At 64.6% G+C, this 14,830-nt stretch carries 19 protein-coding genes; all 19 read right to left on the bottom strand.

Annotation, left to right across the window (positions count from 1 at the left end):
• Nucleotides 1-10: 10 nt before the first annotated feature.
• Nucleotides 11-1,357, bottom strand: a complete 1,347-nt coding sequence (locus tag HND92_RS03515) for a hypothetical protein (RefSeq protein ID WP_172205894.1) — start codon at nucleotides 1,355-1,357, stop codon at nucleotides 11-13.
• The gene (locus HND92_RS03510) at nucleotides 1,357-1,668 is read right to left on the bottom strand and encodes a hypothetical protein (protein WP_172205892.1); all 312 of its coding nucleotides are present in this window, start codon (nucleotides 1,666-1,668) and stop codon (nucleotides 1,357-1,359) included. Before HND92_RS03510 ends, HND92_RS03515 begins: the two co-directional genes overlap by 1 nt.
• Before the next feature lie 12 nt (nucleotides 1,669-1,680).
• Nucleotides 1,681-2,241 (bottom strand): hypothetical protein, encoded by a 561-nt coding sequence (locus tag HND92_RS03505; protein WP_172205891.1) that lies wholly within the window; start codon nucleotides 2,239-2,241, stop codon nucleotides 1,681-1,683.
• Between the two features lie 12 nt (nucleotides 2,242-2,253).
• Nucleotides 2,254-2,460, bottom strand: a complete 207-nt coding sequence (locus HND92_RS03500) for a hypothetical protein (RefSeq protein ID WP_172205890.1) — start codon at nucleotides 2,458-2,460, stop codon at nucleotides 2,254-2,256.
• A 12-nt stretch (nucleotides 2,461-2,472) separates the two neighbouring features.
• Entirely contained in the window at nucleotides 2,473-5,634 is a 3,162-nt protein-coding gene (locus HND92_RS03495) for a DUF4815 domain-containing protein (protein WP_172205889.1), read from the bottom strand.
• 15 nt (nucleotides 5,635-5,649) lie between these two features.
• Nucleotides 5,650-6,342, bottom strand: coding sequence for a hypothetical protein (locus HND92_RS03490; RefSeq protein ID WP_172205888.1), 693 nt, complete (start codon nucleotides 6,340-6,342; stop codon nucleotides 5,650-5,652).
• Between the two features lie 61 nt (nucleotides 6,343-6,403).
• Nucleotides 6,404-7,978 carry a phage tail protein gene (locus tag HND92_RS03485; protein WP_172205887.1) on the bottom strand — a complete coding sequence of 525 codons (1,575 nt, stop codon included), beginning with the start codon at nucleotides 7,976-7,978 and terminating at the stop codon, nucleotides 6,404-6,406.
• Between the two features lie 27 nt (nucleotides 7,979-8,005).
• Complete coding sequence (locus tag HND92_RS03480; RefSeq protein WP_172205886.1) at nucleotides 8,006-8,197, bottom strand: hypothetical protein; 192 nt, start codon at nucleotides 8,195-8,197, stop codon at nucleotides 8,006-8,008.
• Entirely contained in the window at nucleotides 8,194-9,156 is a 963-nt protein-coding gene (locus tag HND92_RS03475; protein WP_011804582.1) for an IS110 family transposase, read from the bottom strand. The genes HND92_RS03480 and HND92_RS03475 overlap by 4 nt, the downstream gene beginning before the upstream one ends.
• A 167-nt stretch (nucleotides 9,157-9,323) precedes the next feature.
• Nucleotides 9,324-10,031: a baseplate J/gp47 family protein gene (locus HND92_RS03470; protein WP_172205885.1), complete on the bottom strand. Its 708-nt coding sequence runs from the start codon at nucleotides 10,029-10,031 to the stop codon at nucleotides 9,324-9,326.
• Nucleotides 10,032-10,367 (bottom strand): GPW/gp25 family protein, encoded by a 336-nt coding sequence (locus HND92_RS03465; protein ID WP_172205884.1) that lies wholly within the window; start codon nucleotides 10,365-10,367, stop codon nucleotides 10,032-10,034. It lies immediately after the preceding gene.
• A gap of 6 nt (nucleotides 10,368-10,373) precedes the next feature.
• On the bottom strand, nucleotides 10,374-10,658 hold the full coding sequence (locus HND92_RS03460) for a PAAR domain-containing protein (RefSeq protein WP_172205883.1): 285 nt from the start codon (nucleotides 10,656-10,658) through the stop codon (nucleotides 10,374-10,376).
• A gap of 11 nt (nucleotides 10,659-10,669) precedes the next feature.
• Nucleotides 10,670-11,146, bottom strand: a complete 477-nt coding sequence (locus HND92_RS03455) for a phage baseplate assembly protein V (protein WP_172205882.1) — start codon at nucleotides 11,144-11,146, stop codon at nucleotides 10,670-10,672.
• Nucleotides 11,143-11,697: a hypothetical protein gene (locus HND92_RS03450; RefSeq protein WP_172205881.1), complete on the bottom strand. Its 555-nt coding sequence runs from the start codon at nucleotides 11,695-11,697 to the stop codon at nucleotides 11,143-11,145. The genes HND92_RS03455 and HND92_RS03450 overlap by 4 nt, the downstream gene beginning before the upstream one ends.
• The gene (locus tag HND92_RS03445) at nucleotides 11,669-12,034 is read right to left on the bottom strand and encodes a hypothetical protein (RefSeq protein WP_172205880.1); all 366 of its coding nucleotides are present in this window, start codon (nucleotides 12,032-12,034) and stop codon (nucleotides 11,669-11,671) included. Before HND92_RS03445 ends, HND92_RS03450 begins: the two co-directional genes overlap by 29 nt.
• 18 nt (nucleotides 12,035-12,052) lie before the next feature.
• Entirely contained in the window at nucleotides 12,053-13,081 is a 1,029-nt protein-coding gene (locus HND92_RS03440) for a major capsid protein (RefSeq protein ID WP_172205879.1), read from the bottom strand.
• Between the two features lie 23 nt (nucleotides 13,082-13,104).
• On the bottom strand, nucleotides 13,105-13,272 hold the full coding sequence (locus HND92_RS19540) for a hypothetical protein (protein WP_371814846.1): 168 nt from the start codon (nucleotides 13,270-13,272) through the stop codon (nucleotides 13,105-13,107).
• The gene (locus HND92_RS19535) at nucleotides 13,218-13,496 is read right to left on the bottom strand and encodes a head decoration protein (protein WP_216662907.1); all 279 of its coding nucleotides are present in this window, start codon (nucleotides 13,494-13,496) and stop codon (nucleotides 13,218-13,220) included. Before HND92_RS19535 ends, HND92_RS19540 begins: the two co-directional genes overlap by 55 nt.
• Entirely contained in the window at nucleotides 13,493-14,821 is a 1,329-nt protein-coding gene (locus HND92_RS03430) for a S49 family peptidase (RefSeq protein WP_172205878.1), read from the bottom strand. The genes HND92_RS19535 and HND92_RS03430 overlap by 4 nt, the downstream gene beginning before the upstream one ends.
• Nucleotides 14,822-14,830: the final 9 nt, after the last annotated feature.

The raw sequence follows: 14,830 nt of genomic DNA, 5'->3' as shown, positions 1-14,830 counted from the left end.
GGTATCTCCTTTAGATCTTCCAGTTCTCGACCGGCATCAGGCAGGGGTAGTTGGTGCTGGTGTAGCCGGTATCGATCCAGTAGCGACTGGTCGACAAACTGACCGTACCCCCATTGGCCAGCACCCCCGTGGTCTGGAACCCCGCCCCCGCAAAATCCATCAGGCCGACATTCAAGCCCTGGCTGGAGTCGGCGTTGTTCTCGTGGAAGGAATAGGCAAAGGCGCTCGCCCGGATCGGGAGGATCGACACGCCACAACTAGAGCTGCTGTAGGACAGCCGGTAGTAGCGCGTGGGGTCATCGGTGTTGACCACGTGCCCCGAGAGGCCCGAGCCGTAGTAGTAATAGGGCGCAAAAGCCGCCACCCACTGGTTGTCCCAGGTGATCTGGTGGCGCATCCCGTAGTAACTGCCCTGCTCGATGCCGTAGGACGTGGTGCAAGACACCGTCGTGAAGTTGGTGTCCAGCGCGCCGGTGTTGCCAGCGCCTGGGGTGAGCACGGCCATGTGCGAGCAGTTGCTCGGCACAAAACGCACCAGGGCGATCTTGCCGCTCTTGGTCGGGATGACCCGCATCCGGTACTGGCTCTCGGTATAACTGGTCGAGCCGTTGGCATTCCAGCTGAAGTCGACGTACTGATAGCTGGCCCCGTTGGTACCGGCCTTGGCCTCCAGGATGAACTGGTTGAGTTCGCCGGGTTTGCCCGAGAGCTTGGCACTGGGGTGCTTCCAGATGTGGGCGCGGTAGTTGCAGCTCGCATCGCGCGCCTCGATCAGCACCAGGAGCCCGGCGGCCCAGTGGTAGCCCACGGCGCTGCGCATATTGGTGTTGGCCCCGGCCCAGGTGGCCGCCGAGGCCGTTGCCAGGCCGGTGGTCAGTTGATCGAGCTGGGCAAAGCCACCGCGTGTGTATTGGCGCAAGGTGGTACCGGAGAACCACAGCGACATCGGCTGGCGGTAGCCTTCGGGACCCACAACCACCCCAAAGTTGGCCATGAAGCTGCCCATCTGGTCGGGCTGGCGCATCGCCATGCCCCCGTTGGCCGACAGACGCAGCAATTGGTGACCGTCGACCGAGTAGCAGGGTGTGGCCTTGACCCAATAGGTACCTGCCGCGCTCGAGCTCACCTGGCCATTGGTGTAATTCCAGCCGGTGTAGTCTGACCAGATCTCGCCTGAGGTCGCCCAGGCGTTGCCGGCATTGGTCTGGTTGGCCCGGCTGACCAGATTGAAATCCGAGTCGTAGATGCTGCAGTCCGGGCTGTTGTTGTATGAGGAAAACACCCCCACCAGCGGCAGCGGCTGCTTCTCATAGGCCGGTGCGGCGTCCACCGGCAGCGTGCGCAAGAATCGTCCCATTACGCCACCTCCTCAATGCCCCAGGCGTTGAAGCTGACCGTGGCGGCGCTGGCCTGCACCACGATCTTCTGCCCCGCAGCCAAGGAGAGCGCAGTGCGTTCCAGCACCTCGGTCGCCGCCAGACTCACATCGAATTCAATGAACTCGCTCTCGGCCGGCGTGGCGGACGCGGTCAGCGCCACGCGCAGCTTGGAGGCTGCCGTGCCCTTGTTGCAGGCCGCGACATTGACCACGGCGCGGCGGCCGGTGGGCACTTCGTAGAGGGTCGCCAGCGTGTTGGCGGCTGGCAGCGCCGTTCCCAGAATGGACATCGAAAAGGCTCCTTAGAGTTGGGCAAGGAAGAAGGTCTTGCGCCCCAGCACCAGTTGCTGGGTGACGCTGTTGGCAGCGGCCTGAGCCGTGGCCACGGCCTGATCGGCTGCGCTACTGACGGCCGCAATCGCCTGATCGCGGGCACTGGCAGATTGCTGGATCGAACTCTGCGCGGCAGCATTGACGGTGGCCACTGTGCTGGTCTCGGTCTGTGCCATCACCGCTAAGGCAGCCTCCTTGGTCTGGGTGACCGCAGATTCCGCCGCCGTCTTGGTCGCCGTGATGGAACTCTCAGCGGCGATCTTGGTGGCCGTGACGTTGGCAATGGCCACATCGGCGGCTGTGGCAATGGTGTCCAGCGTCGCCGTCTCGACGGAGGTAGCATGCTCAGTAAGCTCCGCCATCTTGATGTCGCCCATCTCCTCGACTTCGAGGACGGTGGCGCGACCACCGATGCGGTCGATGGCGGTGCCGAGATAGGCCAGTTCTTCCGGGGTGGCGATCTCGGCGGCGGTTTCGATCTTGGCTTTGATCGCGCGCACCGCATCGCGCAGCAAGGGGTCTTTGGCCATGGGAGGTGCTCCTTAAAAGCCGAACTGGTGAAACACCCGCAATTGCTGGCGGTGTAGGCGTTCGGTGAGTTGGTCTTGGCCCTGCTCAGAGGACGTCTCCTGCGCAGCGACATCCGCATCGATGCGGGTGATGGCTTCGCGCAGGTTCAGGACGTCTTCAGAGAGCAGGTGCTCGGGATGCGGCAAGGGATAGCCGCGCGGTGTGCGCTCAGGGGTCATCGCTCACCCCCTTCAGGTAACGATCACGCGCAGATTGCGCACGAAGGGCCGGTGCTGAGGGTTGCCGGACAGGGCCAGCTTCACGCGCGTGGTGCGATCCGCCCCCACGCCCACCAGGCTCGTGGCCTTGTAGGTGCGCTCGACCCAGCCGTTGCCGACCTCCACCCCCGAGGACAAGGAGAGCGCCTGGAAACTGCCGGGCGTGCCGGACTCGGCCTGCACTGCCACGCTGGACGTGCCCGGCGTCAGTGCATCAAACGTCACCGACACATTGAAGGTAGCGGCAGCGGGAATCGCCCGCGACAGGTAGTCCCCGGCCGCTTCCAGCGTGCCGAACACCAACAGCGTGCCCGGATACAGGATCGGGCTTGCCGTCTCGGTACCCGTCAGCTTGGCCGATACGGCCAGATTGCCGGAGAGCTTCTCGTTCAAGGCCAGCCCCTGGTCTTCCGACAGGGTGTAGATCCGCCCCTGCGCATCGGTCGCCAGAAACTGCACATCGGTGCCAGCGGCCGGACGCTCGACGCCCGCGAGCGCCATCACATCCGACAGGTTGGTCACCGTGTACTGGCCCAGCGAAACGGTCTTACTGGTCTGCGTGAAGCGGCACCCCAAGAGCCGGAAGGTCAGGTCCTGCGTCTGGTGCGGTGTCCAGGTGATGCCATTGCTGGACGAGAGCAGCACGCCGATCTGGTAGGGCTGAGCGGTGACCCAACCGGTGCGCGGGTCGTACTTGCCGAGCTCGGCCACCGACACCGCGTGGTTCGCGTCGTCGGTGAGCACCACAATGGCGTACTCGCGGTTGGCTTCCAGAGCGACCGGGGCGAGCGTGATGCGCGTGGCATTGCCGTCGGTCTTGATGTCGGACGCCAGCAACCGGCCTTCGGTCAGCACGGTGGTGGTGGGCATACCGACTTGCGTCTCACGGATCTGCACGATCACTGGCGCCGATCCCCCTTTGGTGGTGAACCACAACTCCAGCCCGCCGATGGTGCGGCGCTCGGGCAGTGTGAAGGTCTGGGCCAGCGGGTCCCAGCGGCGCACCACCGTGGTCAGGATGCGGCGGCGGGTTTCGGTGACGATCTGGCCGCGCCCGACGTAGGTCGCTGAACCATAGCTGCCACCCGCCCCAAGAAACTCCACCAGCTTCGCCCCGGCCGGAATCGCCTGCGGGATCTGGAAGCTGCCGGTGAGCAGGCCCGACGCATTGGCAGCGATACCCGCCGGTTGCGAAATACCGATGCCATCGAAACGCAGTTGTGCCAAGGCTTCACTGGGGCCAAAGCCTTCCACCCGATACGCCACCTGCAACGCACGCAGAAACTGCGCCTCCTCGCTGGTGGACGCCAGCACCTGTTCCGAGCGCCGCGTTTCCACCACTTGTTCGAGCACACCACTGCCGGTGATCAGACGCTCGGTCACGTCCGAAGCCCAGGTGGTGTTAGTCACCGTGAACTGGTCGACAGCCGGGTTCAAGGTAACCCGGGCCGGCACCGGCTCGAAGGCCTGGTAGGGGTTGATCTTCATCGACCCAGTGCGCGCCAGTTGCTCGATCACCGGGATCAAGGTGTAGTCGAGCGTGATGAGGGCGTTGCCGTTGTCCTTGGCGTGCTGCGCACTGGCGGTGATCGGCAGGGTCAGCACCCCGGCCACAATCGCACCGGTTTGCGCCACGCCCTGATCGCGCAGGTCGTCATCCAGGAAGTTGTCGACGAAGAGGCCCTTCTTGGCAGCGGGCTCGCGGATGTTGGCATCGACCCGCAGGCGCTCCAAGGCCATCAGATCGTAGAGGTCGGCGATCTGGCGCTGCATCGCCGTGAGTTCCGAGACCTTGATGGTGCGAATCGCCACGTTGCGCACAGTGGGTTCCGAGCCCCTGCGCCAGTCGTAGGCAATCTCGGCCAGCGCCAGGCGCGAGGCCGGCACCGTGGGTGCGACCGGATTCCTGACCTGGGAGATCCCCTTGATGCGCTCGACCTGACCGTCAGCAGTGAGCGCCAGCACATCGACGCGCGGCAGCTTCCACTGGTAGTCGATGTACATCGTGGAACCCTGAACGACGCCTGTCACCTTGAAGCCGGTATCGGACAGATCCGTCGGGGTGATGCTGGCGATGTACTGGTAGGTGACCTGATAGCTTGATCCGGGTGCCGGCTCAGCGCCACCGGGTGACCAGTCGACCTCATCACCCACCACTTTGTAGTCGGTACCTTGGGTGTAGGTCGTGCCGCCTTGTTTGACCTCCAGCACCGCGACCACGGTCGGTTCAGTCAAGACATCGCGGCTGCCAGTGAAGGCGCCATGGACCACCGTCTCGGTCTTCTGCTGCGTGACCTTAATGTCGATCACCTGGGCGAGCGGCGGCCGGTTGATCGTGACGACCATGGAGCCGTCACCGCTATCGTTGAAGACCTGCGGTTCGCTGGAGACGCGCTGCAGATCGGGATCAATGGGCAGACGCAGCCGCTGCGATTGGCTGCGCTCGACCTTGAAGCCATCGATGTTGGCACGGCCTTCTGCCACGGAGAAGATGTGCTCTTGGGCATCGGCATCGGTGCTGAGGAATCGGACACCCAATCCTTCGGTGACGTAATGGCCATTGGCGTCATAGTCGTAGCGCGCCAGACTCGCAATCACGCCATCGAGCACGGGCGGCTGGCGGCGGTTCTCCAGCAGGCCATTGTCCAAGGCATAGACAGCGTGGAAGTCGCCGGGCTGACCGTCACTGGTTCCCGACCCTTCCCAACCCCAGGCCAGGGTCTCTTGCAAACGGCCGGCACCGGGTTCCTGGTAGTTGCGCACGCCCACTGCGGGCTCACGCAGATGGGGGTCTTCCAGTTCGGTGATGGTGCGGGTGGAGAACCGCACGCCAACCGCGACACGTCCCTCCGTGGGGACAGTGAAGGTCGCTGCCGGCACTTCGCGTACCGCGCCGCGCAGATAGACGCGACCTGCCTCCAGCGTGACCAAGCCGGTATCGGCGTCGATCTGCAGGTTGGCGCCGCTGACGATGTCGCCGTCCTTCAACAGCGCATCGGCCACGCCTTGCAGGCGGTGGATCAGGGTGGTCTGGATCTCGTTGAGTTCTCGGGACTGCAGGCCGTCGCCAGCACGGAACAGCAGCTGGGTGTAGTGCTTGGCCGGGTCAAACAGGTTGTAGTAACGCTCGATCATGGATGGCCTCGCGGATTAGAAAGTGACAACGAATTCGAAGGTCTCGCGCGTCGATGGCTGGCGCACGATGGGCACTGAGTTCTGCAGCACGAGAAGGATTCCGGCATCCGTGATCTGGGCCGGAATGAAAAATTTCTGCCCGAGGGCTAACTCGGGATCGGTCTGGGTGCCGACGAAGAGGCCTTGCTCGCGCACCACGCTGGTGGCGGCATCCTCGAAGTCGAAGCGCACCCGGATGAAGAGGTGGTTGGTGGGCTCGGCCACCAGGCGGTAGCGCCCGGTCGGCACCACGATCTCGCCCTCGGGGTCGGCGGCAACGAAATGCACCTCATCGACCACCCGGCGTCCGACCTCGCGCAGCAGCGCCGTCTGGCCAATCGGCTCGGGGGGATGCGCGACCTTGAAGTGGGCGGTGACATCGCCCTGTTCAGGGATGCTGCTATCGGGCAGACGTCGGATCACACCCTCGCGGGCATTGACGCTGTAGTCGACATCGAGCAGGTACTCGATCTGGTCATCGAGCGTGGTGACGCGGATGTCGGCCAGGTGCGTAAAGCCCAGCTCGATCACCCCCGCCTCATCAAAAGGTGTGCTGATCGCTTTGATGGTGTCCCACAAGGGATCGCCCTCGCCCAAGGCGAGGTAAAGGGTTTGTTCTTTGATCGCGGCGGCAAGCGCAGCGCGACCGCTGGCAGTCAGAATCGCCATGGGGTGCTCCAGAAATGAATAGAGAGAAATACAAAGCAGCAGCGCTCAGTGCGCCGCTGAATCAGTTCAGCGTCTGATGTGTCGCGCCGATCAACTCGCGGGTGTCGGTCCAGCTCGACGCCGGCCAGCGCACGCCGGTCCAGCTCTGGCCGCTCCAGGTGGCACGGCCACTGGCCAAGGCAACACGCGAGAGCGCAGCCTGCGTGTGGGTATTGCGCTCGGCACTTCGGGTCAGTAGCCGTTGCAGGCTGGCAGCAGAGCCGGCGAATTCGTATGGCACGATATCGGTGAAGCCTGAGACCGCCAGGCGCATCTCGGTCAGGGTGCGCCGTTCGACCTCGGCCAGATCACCCAAAGTGAAATCACCCAGGGTGGGCAGCGACCGGATACGAAGCAGCGCACGCCGGGGCGTGCGGGTATTGACCTCGCCCAGCACGACCTCCGAGAGCACCACCTGCGCCCGCTGGTAAAGCCGTGGCCGCCATCCCGCAGCATCGGGCAAGGCTGGATTGCCCCGGGTGTGATCACGCCGCACAAACCCCCGATCCAGGCTGGGCACCGATTCGCCCAAGGCCCACATCCCCAGCGCCTGATCGGCACGGGCCTGGACGCGATGGACAGCGAGATGGTCGCGATGGGCCTGAAGACTCAGGGTTGGCACAACCAAGTCAGCCGGGTGGTCACGAAGGCTTCGCTCCAGCACCTCGACGCGGATCAGCCGATGCGGTGTGGCAGAGAGCTGGTCACGGCCACCCAGGGTGATCGATTGCCCCTCTTCACGCCAGGCAAAGCGCGGCAGGTTGGCATTGATGTCGCCCAGGGGAGTGCTGTCGGAAAGCACCACCATCGCTCGTGCGAAGCGACGCTCGGGCAGTAATGACTGCGCATCCGGTAGTCCCAGCGCATTGGCAAGCGTGAAGAGGTGCGAATGCAGGATCTCCTCGTTGCGCGTATGCCCGGGATCGCCCAGAGCCGAGAAGTCGAGCAGATACCGGTCGATCAACCTCGCCACCGCAAATCGAGTTGCCTCGCGCGTGGGCGACAGCACGATGTCGGTAGGTGGCTTCACCCATTGGCGGACCCGGCCAAAAGACAGCTTGGTCTGCCCGTCACGCCAGAAAACGCCGCTGTGGTCTGAGAGCAGCGCCTCGCCCAGTCGACTCTCGTCAAGCACCACCCGGCGCAGGTCATGGCCGTGGTAGATCCGTGACAGACGAGAGCGCGCCGGTGCCGACAGTCGGGCAATAGCGATCAGGTTGGCAATTGCCGTGTCGCTGTCGAGCACCTGTCCCGGGTCAAGCTGGAACTCGGCGAAGTGAACACCCGGTGGTTCCTGTTCGACCGTGGCGCCCATCCCGATCCAGGACAAGGCGGTGGCCAGCGCAGCCGGTGTGCCGCGCAGCCGCTGCCACAGAATCCCTTCGGCTATCGCCTGTCTTGGCTCCGGCAAATACGGCAGCAACTCGCCCAGTCCGTACTCCCAGATCAGCCAGGGCAAGAGCGGATCAGTCGGATCGGTCTTGAACTGACGAATCGCGTCCGCCGGCAGGGCTAACCGAGACAGCGCATCGGTGGACAGGGAAAGTGCCTGCTCCAATGGCGTGGCATTGGCGGGCAGCAAATGGTCAGCAGTCATGTGCCCTCCAGCGCAGAACGGCGGGCGCTATCGATCCCGCCCCGCAAATTCCAGATTCAGATGCATCAGCCGCACCGCCTGGTTGGCGTTGGCACGGATATCGGTCGTGGGTGAATGCAGTTCGACCTTGTGCACGCCGGGGCGCTGCAACTCGCCAATCACCCAGGACGGGGTCAGATCCCAACCCAGGCCCGACTGAGTAACCGTCTTCGAAGTCAAGCGCAATGAAGCGACTTGTCCCAAGGTTTTCCAGTGCGCACCATGGCGTTGAGCGTGGTGAGCAACTTGCGCATGCAAGCGACCAGGGCGACCTTGGGCAACTTGCCAGCGGCCTTCAGACGCTCGTAGAAGGCCTTGATGGCCGGGTTGTAGCGGGTGGCCGTGAGCGTTGCCATGTACAGCACGCGGCGGATCTCGAAGCGCCCGCCTTGTACGCGCCGCCTGCCCTTGCTGCCGCCGGAGTCATTGGCCATGGGCGCCACGCCCACCAATGCAGCGATCTCGCGCCGGTTCAGCCGGCCCAGCTCTGGCAGCTCGGCAATCATCGTGGCACTGGCCACCGGGCCGACTCCCGCAGCCGACTGCAGCAGCGTGTCGAGCTCCCCAAAGTGCTCGCGCACATGCGTGACCATCTGCTCTTCGATCTCATCGAGCTGCGCCTTGATCGCCGCCTCGATGGCCTCGATGCTGGCGTGCAGCTTCTTGGGCGTGATCTGCAGCCGTTGGCGCTCCGAATGGAGCATGGTCAGCAACTGGCGCCTGCGCGTGACCAGGGCCGCGAGCCACTGCTGGCGCTCATCGGCCAGGGGGCGCAAGAAGCGCTGCAGATCGTCGCGGCGCAGCAGCACCGCTGCCAGCTCGGCCAGCGTGCGCGCATCCACCGCGTCGGTCTTGGCCAGGCGTCCCATGGATTTGGCGAAGTCGCGCGCCTGGCGCGGGTTGATGACCGCCACGGGCAGGCCTGTGGCCTGCAGGGCACACGCTAACGCGGCCTCGTAGCCGCCGGTGGCCTCCATCACCACCAGACCCACGTCCAGGGGCTGCAGGGCAGCCGCCAGCGCCGAGTGGCCTTCGGCATCGTTGTCAAACCGCTGGGCGCTGCTCTTGGCACCCAGCACACAGACATCCACGTGCGCCTTGGCCACGTCGATGCCCACCGTCACAGAGGTAACAGACATGATCTTCAGATCCCTTGCTTGTGCATGCGCGCTCAATCAAGGCGCGCGTAACCGTTCGGGCTTCACGAAGACCAGCGCGGCGGCCATGCGTTCTGTACTCAGTCACGGGCTCTATCACCCCAGCGCCTACCAAACTGCACGGGCCGGTCTGGCCGCCTCAACGGCGTTCAGACTCTACCGCGCTGGTCTGGTTTAAAGATACAAGCCGCCAGTGCGTCCTTGAAGCGTGGGGCGATGGCCTCAAAGGCGGCCAACGGTGTGTCGGGATAGAGCCAGATGCGCGCGGTGACAGTGACGGGAATCAGCTCTGCCGCCACCACCTCGACGGTGTCGGTGAGCACCCGGATGTCGTCGCGCAGCACCACGGCGCGGACGGCATCAAGCACCGAATCAGGGACGGTCTCTTCTCCACCCTTGACCAGCACGCTGATGCGCACCCGCCCAGGTTCCGGGCTGTCGACCTCGACATCAGCCACCTCAGGGGAACCCGAGAGCGCCCAGTAGCGGTAATGCGCCGCCCCACCGGCATTGGCAAATCCGATGATGCGTTGGCGGGTGCGCAGCCGCAGCGCCTCGTCGGCCTCTTCCATCAGGCGTGTCACCCCATAAAAGGCCGCCAGGTGATCGAGATCGCTGCCGGTGGCAAAGGCCAGAAGGGAGGCTTTGGCAGCCGCATTGATACGGTTTCTCAGCAGCACCTCGCGGTAGGCTGCCACCTCCAGCAACTTCACCGCCGGGTCCGAGGCCAGGAGTGCCGAATAGTCCGGGTAGCGGGATTGAAACTCGGTTTGCAGTTCCGAGAAGATCATCTCGAAGGACAAGGGCTCGATCACCGCCGGTGTGGGCAGGCTCGCCAGATCGCTCAGGGTCGTCATTTACACCTCCAGGCCGGTGAGCACGGCTGCTTTGCCATCGGGCAGGTAGATGCCTTCCAGATCAAGCACGACTTGCCCGACCGTGGCCGAAGCAATGCGCACCCGGGTGAGCTTGAAGCGTGGCTCCCAACGGGCCAGCGCCTCGGCGGTGGCTGAATACAGATCCATGGCAAGCCTCGGGGTCATGGGGTTGTCGACCAGGGCGGGCAGGCGCGATCCATAGTCACGGCGCATGACCCGAGTGCCGATGCGGGTGGTCAGGATGTCGCGGATGCTCTGGCGTAGGTGGTCGATGCCAGCCAGCGGCTGGCCGGTTTGGGCGTTGATTCCAAGCATCGTTGATTACCCTGCATAGACATTTGGTGACCCTTGGGCCACGCTCGATCCGCAGTCCACCGGATCACCGATCCGTCCGACCGCCTGTCCCTCGGCAAATACACTGAGACTGCCTTCCGCCAGCACGCTGGCGTGGCAGGCGGGACCACAGCAGTGGGTCGCCCAAGCATCCCCCACCCGGTGCACCGCGATGCCATTGATGAACACCGAGGCCGCCGCCGAGGTATTGGGGCGTGCCGGAAAGCAACCATGGCCGGTGCATTGGTCGCCCAAGCGCGTGATGGCTGGCATGGCAACCTCCTTCAGTTGAGATCAATCCGGGGAGCGGTCAGCCGCGCGCCCTGATCGCTGAGCTCCAGTTTGGTGGGACCAATCTCCAGCACGATCTTGCCGCCCACCGGTACCGCCAAGCGCCAGTGGTGCTGGGCGCGGTCGTACTCCATCACCGCACCATCCTTGAACAGGGTGCGCGAGACATCTTCTGAGTCGGCCGGAGCCGGATGGTCTGCCCGGTAGATCGAGCCCACCACCACGCCCTGGTTGAGATCGCCACCGGGGGCAACCAGCAGCACCTGCTCCCCCAGCTCGGGCGGATGCCAGGTTCGATCCGGTCCAGCGCGCAGCGTCGCAAAGGGCAGCCAGCCGGTGGTGATCGGGCCGGCCTGCACCCGCACGCGGGCACGCACCGTGTCGAGCGCTACCACCTGGCCCATCAGCGCCACATTGCTAATACGCCGCTCGGCCTCGGTCATGTCCTGGTGTAGGTTGCGCTCGCTCATGAACTTGGCTCCCGGTAGTGAGTACCAACCGGCTGATAGCTGTGCTCATGGCTGACGCCGATCTCCGGCACCCAACTCACCAACACCTGCAGGGGCAGCACCCCGTCATCGATCACGGGCTTGGTCCAGTAGCTGACTTCGAATGACAGACGGACCGCCAGCACCGGCGTGTCGCCCTCGCCACCCTGATCGACCTCGGTGCGGGTCAGGCGGGTGCCTTCGACCAGCAGCCCCAGGGTTTCGTCCGCATCCAGGATGGCCTCCACGGCCTGCGCAAGGACATCGGCCTCTTCGGCGGCGACGTCGCCACTGGCGATGATCTCGACCGACAGTTCCAGCTTCCGATAACGCAGACCCGGATCGGCGTTGGGCTGATCCTCGATGCGCTCATCGCGGGTGTAGATCAGAACGGCCGGCAGCTTGGCTTGAAACAGCGGTGTGCTGCGGTGGATGCTGATCCGGTTGGCGCTGATGCGCGGATCAATCGCCGGCAACTGCGCCACCAGTCGCTCCTTGACCGCGTCACGGATCAGGGTGCGTGGGTGTTTCATGGCCGCCCCCTCCCTGCGTACCCCTATGCAGCATCAGTTTCAGAAAGCCATGGCCATCGGGGCGCACCCCGACGATCAGGTAGAGCACACCTTGCACCGTGACGGCATCGCCCTCGGTCGGTGTTGCTGGAAGATCGGCCTGCCGCACCTCCAGCACCGGCTGCACCATGGACACCGGCACACCGGTGCTGGCATCGACCTCCTGGTGGGTGGCGGTGAAAACGCCCCGCCCCGGCAGCGCCTCGGCTTGCCCTTCAAGGTGAAACACCACCGGCTCCCCGAAAGTGGTGAGCACGATGGCGGACATGGCCCGGGTCAGGTCACCAAAAACCGTCATGGTCACCTCCCATCACGATCACCAGCCATTACTGGAGAAGAGACGCACGGTCAGCGCCGGGCGCTTCACGATGGGCAGCGGATTCGACTGGGTGTAGATGTCCACGCCGGTGCCGTTGGGGCGGGCCAGCTGGTGGGCGTAAAGCTCCTGGCCATAGGTGCCCACCGCTTCCATCAGGTTCGCCGGGGCGAAGTACGTCCGGAAGGTATCCAGCGTGCCCAGCGGGAAAGCCACCCCTTCGCGCGGCGGAATCAGGCGCACGGATGTACCGTTGGCCAGCGTCACCGTGCCGAAATACTCCTCGAACAGGATCGAGCCAAAGCGGAAACCACGGCGCACATCGTCGCGCAGCGGGTTGGTGCCAGCGGTGCCCTGGTAGAAGGTGTAGGCTTCCTTCACGGTCTTGTGCTTGACCAGGGCATCGAAGAACTCAGGGCTGACCAGGGCGTGAATGGTGGTCATCATCTCGCCCTTCAAGTTCTCCTCGATGTGGCGGGCGACCTGGGTGCAGTGGATGACCATGTCTTCGGTGCTGCCGAACACGAAATCCACCTCGGGCTTCTGGATGTCGAACTCGTCGTGCCAGTCGTACAGCGTGTTTCCAGCACCATCCTTGGTAATCCCCAGCAAGGCGTTCACACGCATGTACTCCAGCGTCTGCGCGTGCTTGGCGCGCATGCGGGCGAGCTTGCGGGTCATCACCGTGACCAGCGGGTCTTCACCAGCGGCCAGACCCAGACCCCGGATGCCCTGGATCTCTTCGGGCAGCACCACATCGTTGTGCGGGATGTGCGGCACGGCAAACGAGCGTACCGAACGCTTGTCGGTGGTGCCGACGGTCGCCGGGGCACCGGGGGCCACGGCCGGCAGCAGACGCAGTTCACCCTCAATGGACTCGATGGTGACGTTGCGCTGGGAAATCGGCTCGGGGGCAAACAGCCCCAGCTGACCGACTCGGCCATAGGGGTTGGGCAGCATTTGGATGGCAGCCGACATCTCGGCCAGCGTGAAGCCGCCGGCGTCGAACGGATTGACGATCACGGTCATATCAAGACTCCTGGGAAGTGAGATCAAGCGACCGGACGCACGACGATACCGTGGGCAGCCAGTTGCTGGTGTTTGAGGGATTGGGCTGCGGCATCCGTGACCGTGGCATCGAAGGCCAGCGCACGGTCTGCGACGATCACCTGGCCACGTGCGAGCACCACCGCCTGGGTGTCAGTTGCGCTGGCAGCCACCGGGTGCAACAGCACGGCGTTGGCAATCTCGGCCCCTCGGTGCCCGTGGTCGATGCCACTGGCGAGAAGGTGTATTTGCCATCCGCCGTGATGCGACCGAGCACCGCACCCAAGGGGTAGGCGGTGCCGGCCTTCAGGGTCACGGTCTCGCGGGTGTAGTCCGGGTCGGACTCGCGCTTGATGAGATCACCCAGCGTCGACGGGGAAATCAAAGGTGTGCTCATTTACGACCTCCATAGGCTTGAGCCGCTTTGACCAAGGGGCTGTCTGCGACGGATTGGGGTTTGGTGTGGGGTGGCTGCGGGGCCTCAGCGACGATGTCTTGCGCGACATCGCGTTCGGCGGCTTGCTTCAGTACCGACTGGCGCAGTGCATCCGGGCTGACACCACGGGCCAGGGCCTGCGCCGGATCGACCGTCACGCCGAGACGTTGGGCCTGGGCGGCGATCTCGGTCAGCTCGGCGAGTTGGCGGCGCAGACGTTGCTCGACTTGGGCGGTGATGGCCGCTTCATCGAGCGGCGGCGGGGTTTGCGGTGACTGCGCCGGGGTCGGTGTGCTGTTCTCTTCGGTGTCGTCCATCGGCGTGACAGGGTTGTGATCATTCATGGAGATCTCCTTCGGGAAGGGTTGGGATCGGGAACTGATGTGGGACGTGGGGCGGCAGGCCGACAGCGCAGTGGCCTTGTTGCGCAGGCTGCGGCCAGCACTCATGGCGAGCTGGCGTTGCAGGGCCGTGATCGCCTCGGCGCGGGTTCCGATCTGATCGGCCAGCCCCGCCTGGAGAGCGGCCTCGCCGCGATAGACACGGGCCTCGGTGGCGCGGATGACCTCTGAGGTCAGGCGGCGGAACCCAGCGACCAGCGCGATGAACTGCTCGTGCAGCTGATCGATGTCGGCCTGGATATCAGCAGCCACTGGCGCTGGCAGCGGCGCGTGCGGATGGCCATCGACCTTGTGGGCGCCGGCGTGCAGGAAGGTGTAGTTGAGCCCCGCTTTGGCATCGGCCACCGACTCGTCGACGTGCACTGCCACCACCCCGATGGAGCCCACCTCGGCGGTGCGGGTGAGCCAGAGGCGGTCAGCCGCACAGGCAATGGCGTAGGCGGCTGAGAGTGCGGCCTCATCGGCGATGGCCCACAGGGGTTTGCCGGAGGTCTGAGACAAACTTCTCAGGCGCTGCGCCAAATCGAACACCCCACCCGCCTCGCCACCACTGGAATCAATCTCCAGCAGCACAGCCTTCACCATCGGGTCGGAAAAAGCCTGGTCGGCCATGGCCTCGATGTCGTGGTAGCTGGTGAGGCCACTGGCGGCGCCGAGATAGGAAGAGCGACGCACCAGGGTGCCGAGGACCGGAATCACGGCGATGCTCTCCAGGTTCTGGAGGCCACCGGTCATACCAGTATCGACGTTGGCCGGCGGTGGCGTGGCCAGGGTGTCTCCCGCGAGCTTCCGGGCCACCACCCCGAGAATCACTTCGAGTTTGGGGCGCGCAATGAGGAGCGGCGTCCCGTACAGGCGGGACGCCAGGTAAGGCAAATCGGTCATGGGAATTCC

The organism is Diaphorobacter sp. JS3050 (genome assembly GCF_013154915.1).
GTDB classification, from domain to species: domain Bacteria; phylum Pseudomonadota; class Gammaproteobacteria; order Burkholderiales; family Burkholderiaceae_C; genus Diaphorobacter; species Diaphorobacter nitroreducens.
Note: the sequence above shows the minus strand (reverse complement) of the source record. Positions and strands in the feature narration are given on the sequence as shown.

Coding starts and splice junctions, on each gene's coding strand:
- HND92_RS03515 (WP_172205894.1), bottom strand. CDS start 1,357: ATGGGACGATTCTTGCGCACGCTGCCGGTGGACGCCGCACCGGCCTAT.
- HND92_RS03510 (WP_172205892.1), bottom strand. CDS start 1,668: ATGTCCATTCTGGGAACGGCGCTGCCAGCCGCCAACACGCTGGCGACC.
- HND92_RS03505 (WP_172205891.1), bottom strand. CDS start 2,241: ATGGCCAAAGACCCCTTGCTGCGCGATGCGGTGCGCGCGATCAAAGCC.
- HND92_RS03500 (WP_172205890.1), bottom strand. CDS start 2,460: ATGACCCCTGAGCGCACACCGCGCGGCTATCCCTTGCCGCATCCCGAG.
- HND92_RS03495 (WP_172205889.1), bottom strand. CDS start 5,634: ATGATCGAGCGTTACTACAACCTGTTTGACCCGGCCAAGCACTACACC.
- HND92_RS03490 (WP_172205888.1), bottom strand. CDS start 6,342: ATGGCGATTCTGACTGCCAGCGGTCGCGCTGCGCTTGCCGCCGCGATC.
- HND92_RS03485 (WP_172205887.1), bottom strand. CDS start 7,978: ATGACTGCTGACCATTTGCTGCCCGCCAATGCCACGCCATTGGAGCAG.
- HND92_RS03475 (WP_011804582.1), bottom strand. CDS start 9,156: ATGTCTGTTACCTCTGTGACGGTGGGCATCGACGTGGCCAAGGCGCAC.
- HND92_RS03470 (WP_172205885.1), bottom strand. CDS start 10,031: ATGACGACCCTGAGCGATCTGGCGAGCCTGCCCACACCGGCGGTGATC.
- HND92_RS03465 (WP_172205884.1), bottom strand. CDS start 10,367: ATGCTTGGAATCAACGCCCAAACCGGCCAGCCGCTGGCTGGCATCGAC.
- HND92_RS03460 (WP_172205883.1), bottom strand. CDS start 10,658: ATGCCAGCCATCACGCGCTTGGGCGACCAATGCACCGGCCATGGTTGC.
- HND92_RS03455 (WP_172205882.1), bottom strand. CDS start 11,146: ATGAGCGAGCGCAACCTACACCAGGACATGACCGAGGCCGAGCGGCGT.
- HND92_RS03450 (WP_172205881.1), bottom strand. CDS start 11,697: ATGAAACACCCACGCACCCTGATCCGTGACGCGGTCAAGGAGCGACTG.
- HND92_RS03445 (WP_172205880.1), bottom strand. CDS start 12,034: ATGACGGTTTTTGGTGACCTGACCCGGGCCATGTCCGCCATCGTGCTC.
- HND92_RS03440 (WP_172205879.1), bottom strand. CDS start 13,081: ATGACCGTGATCGTCAATCCGTTCGACGCCGGCGGCTTCACGCTGGCC.
- HND92_RS19535 (WP_216662907.1), bottom strand. CDS start 13,496: ATGAGCACACCTTTGATTTCCCCGTCGACGCTGGGTGATCTCATCAAG.
- HND92_RS03430 (WP_172205878.1), bottom strand. CDS start 14,821: ATGACCGATTTGCCTTACCTGGCGTCCCGCCTGTACGGGACGCCGCTC.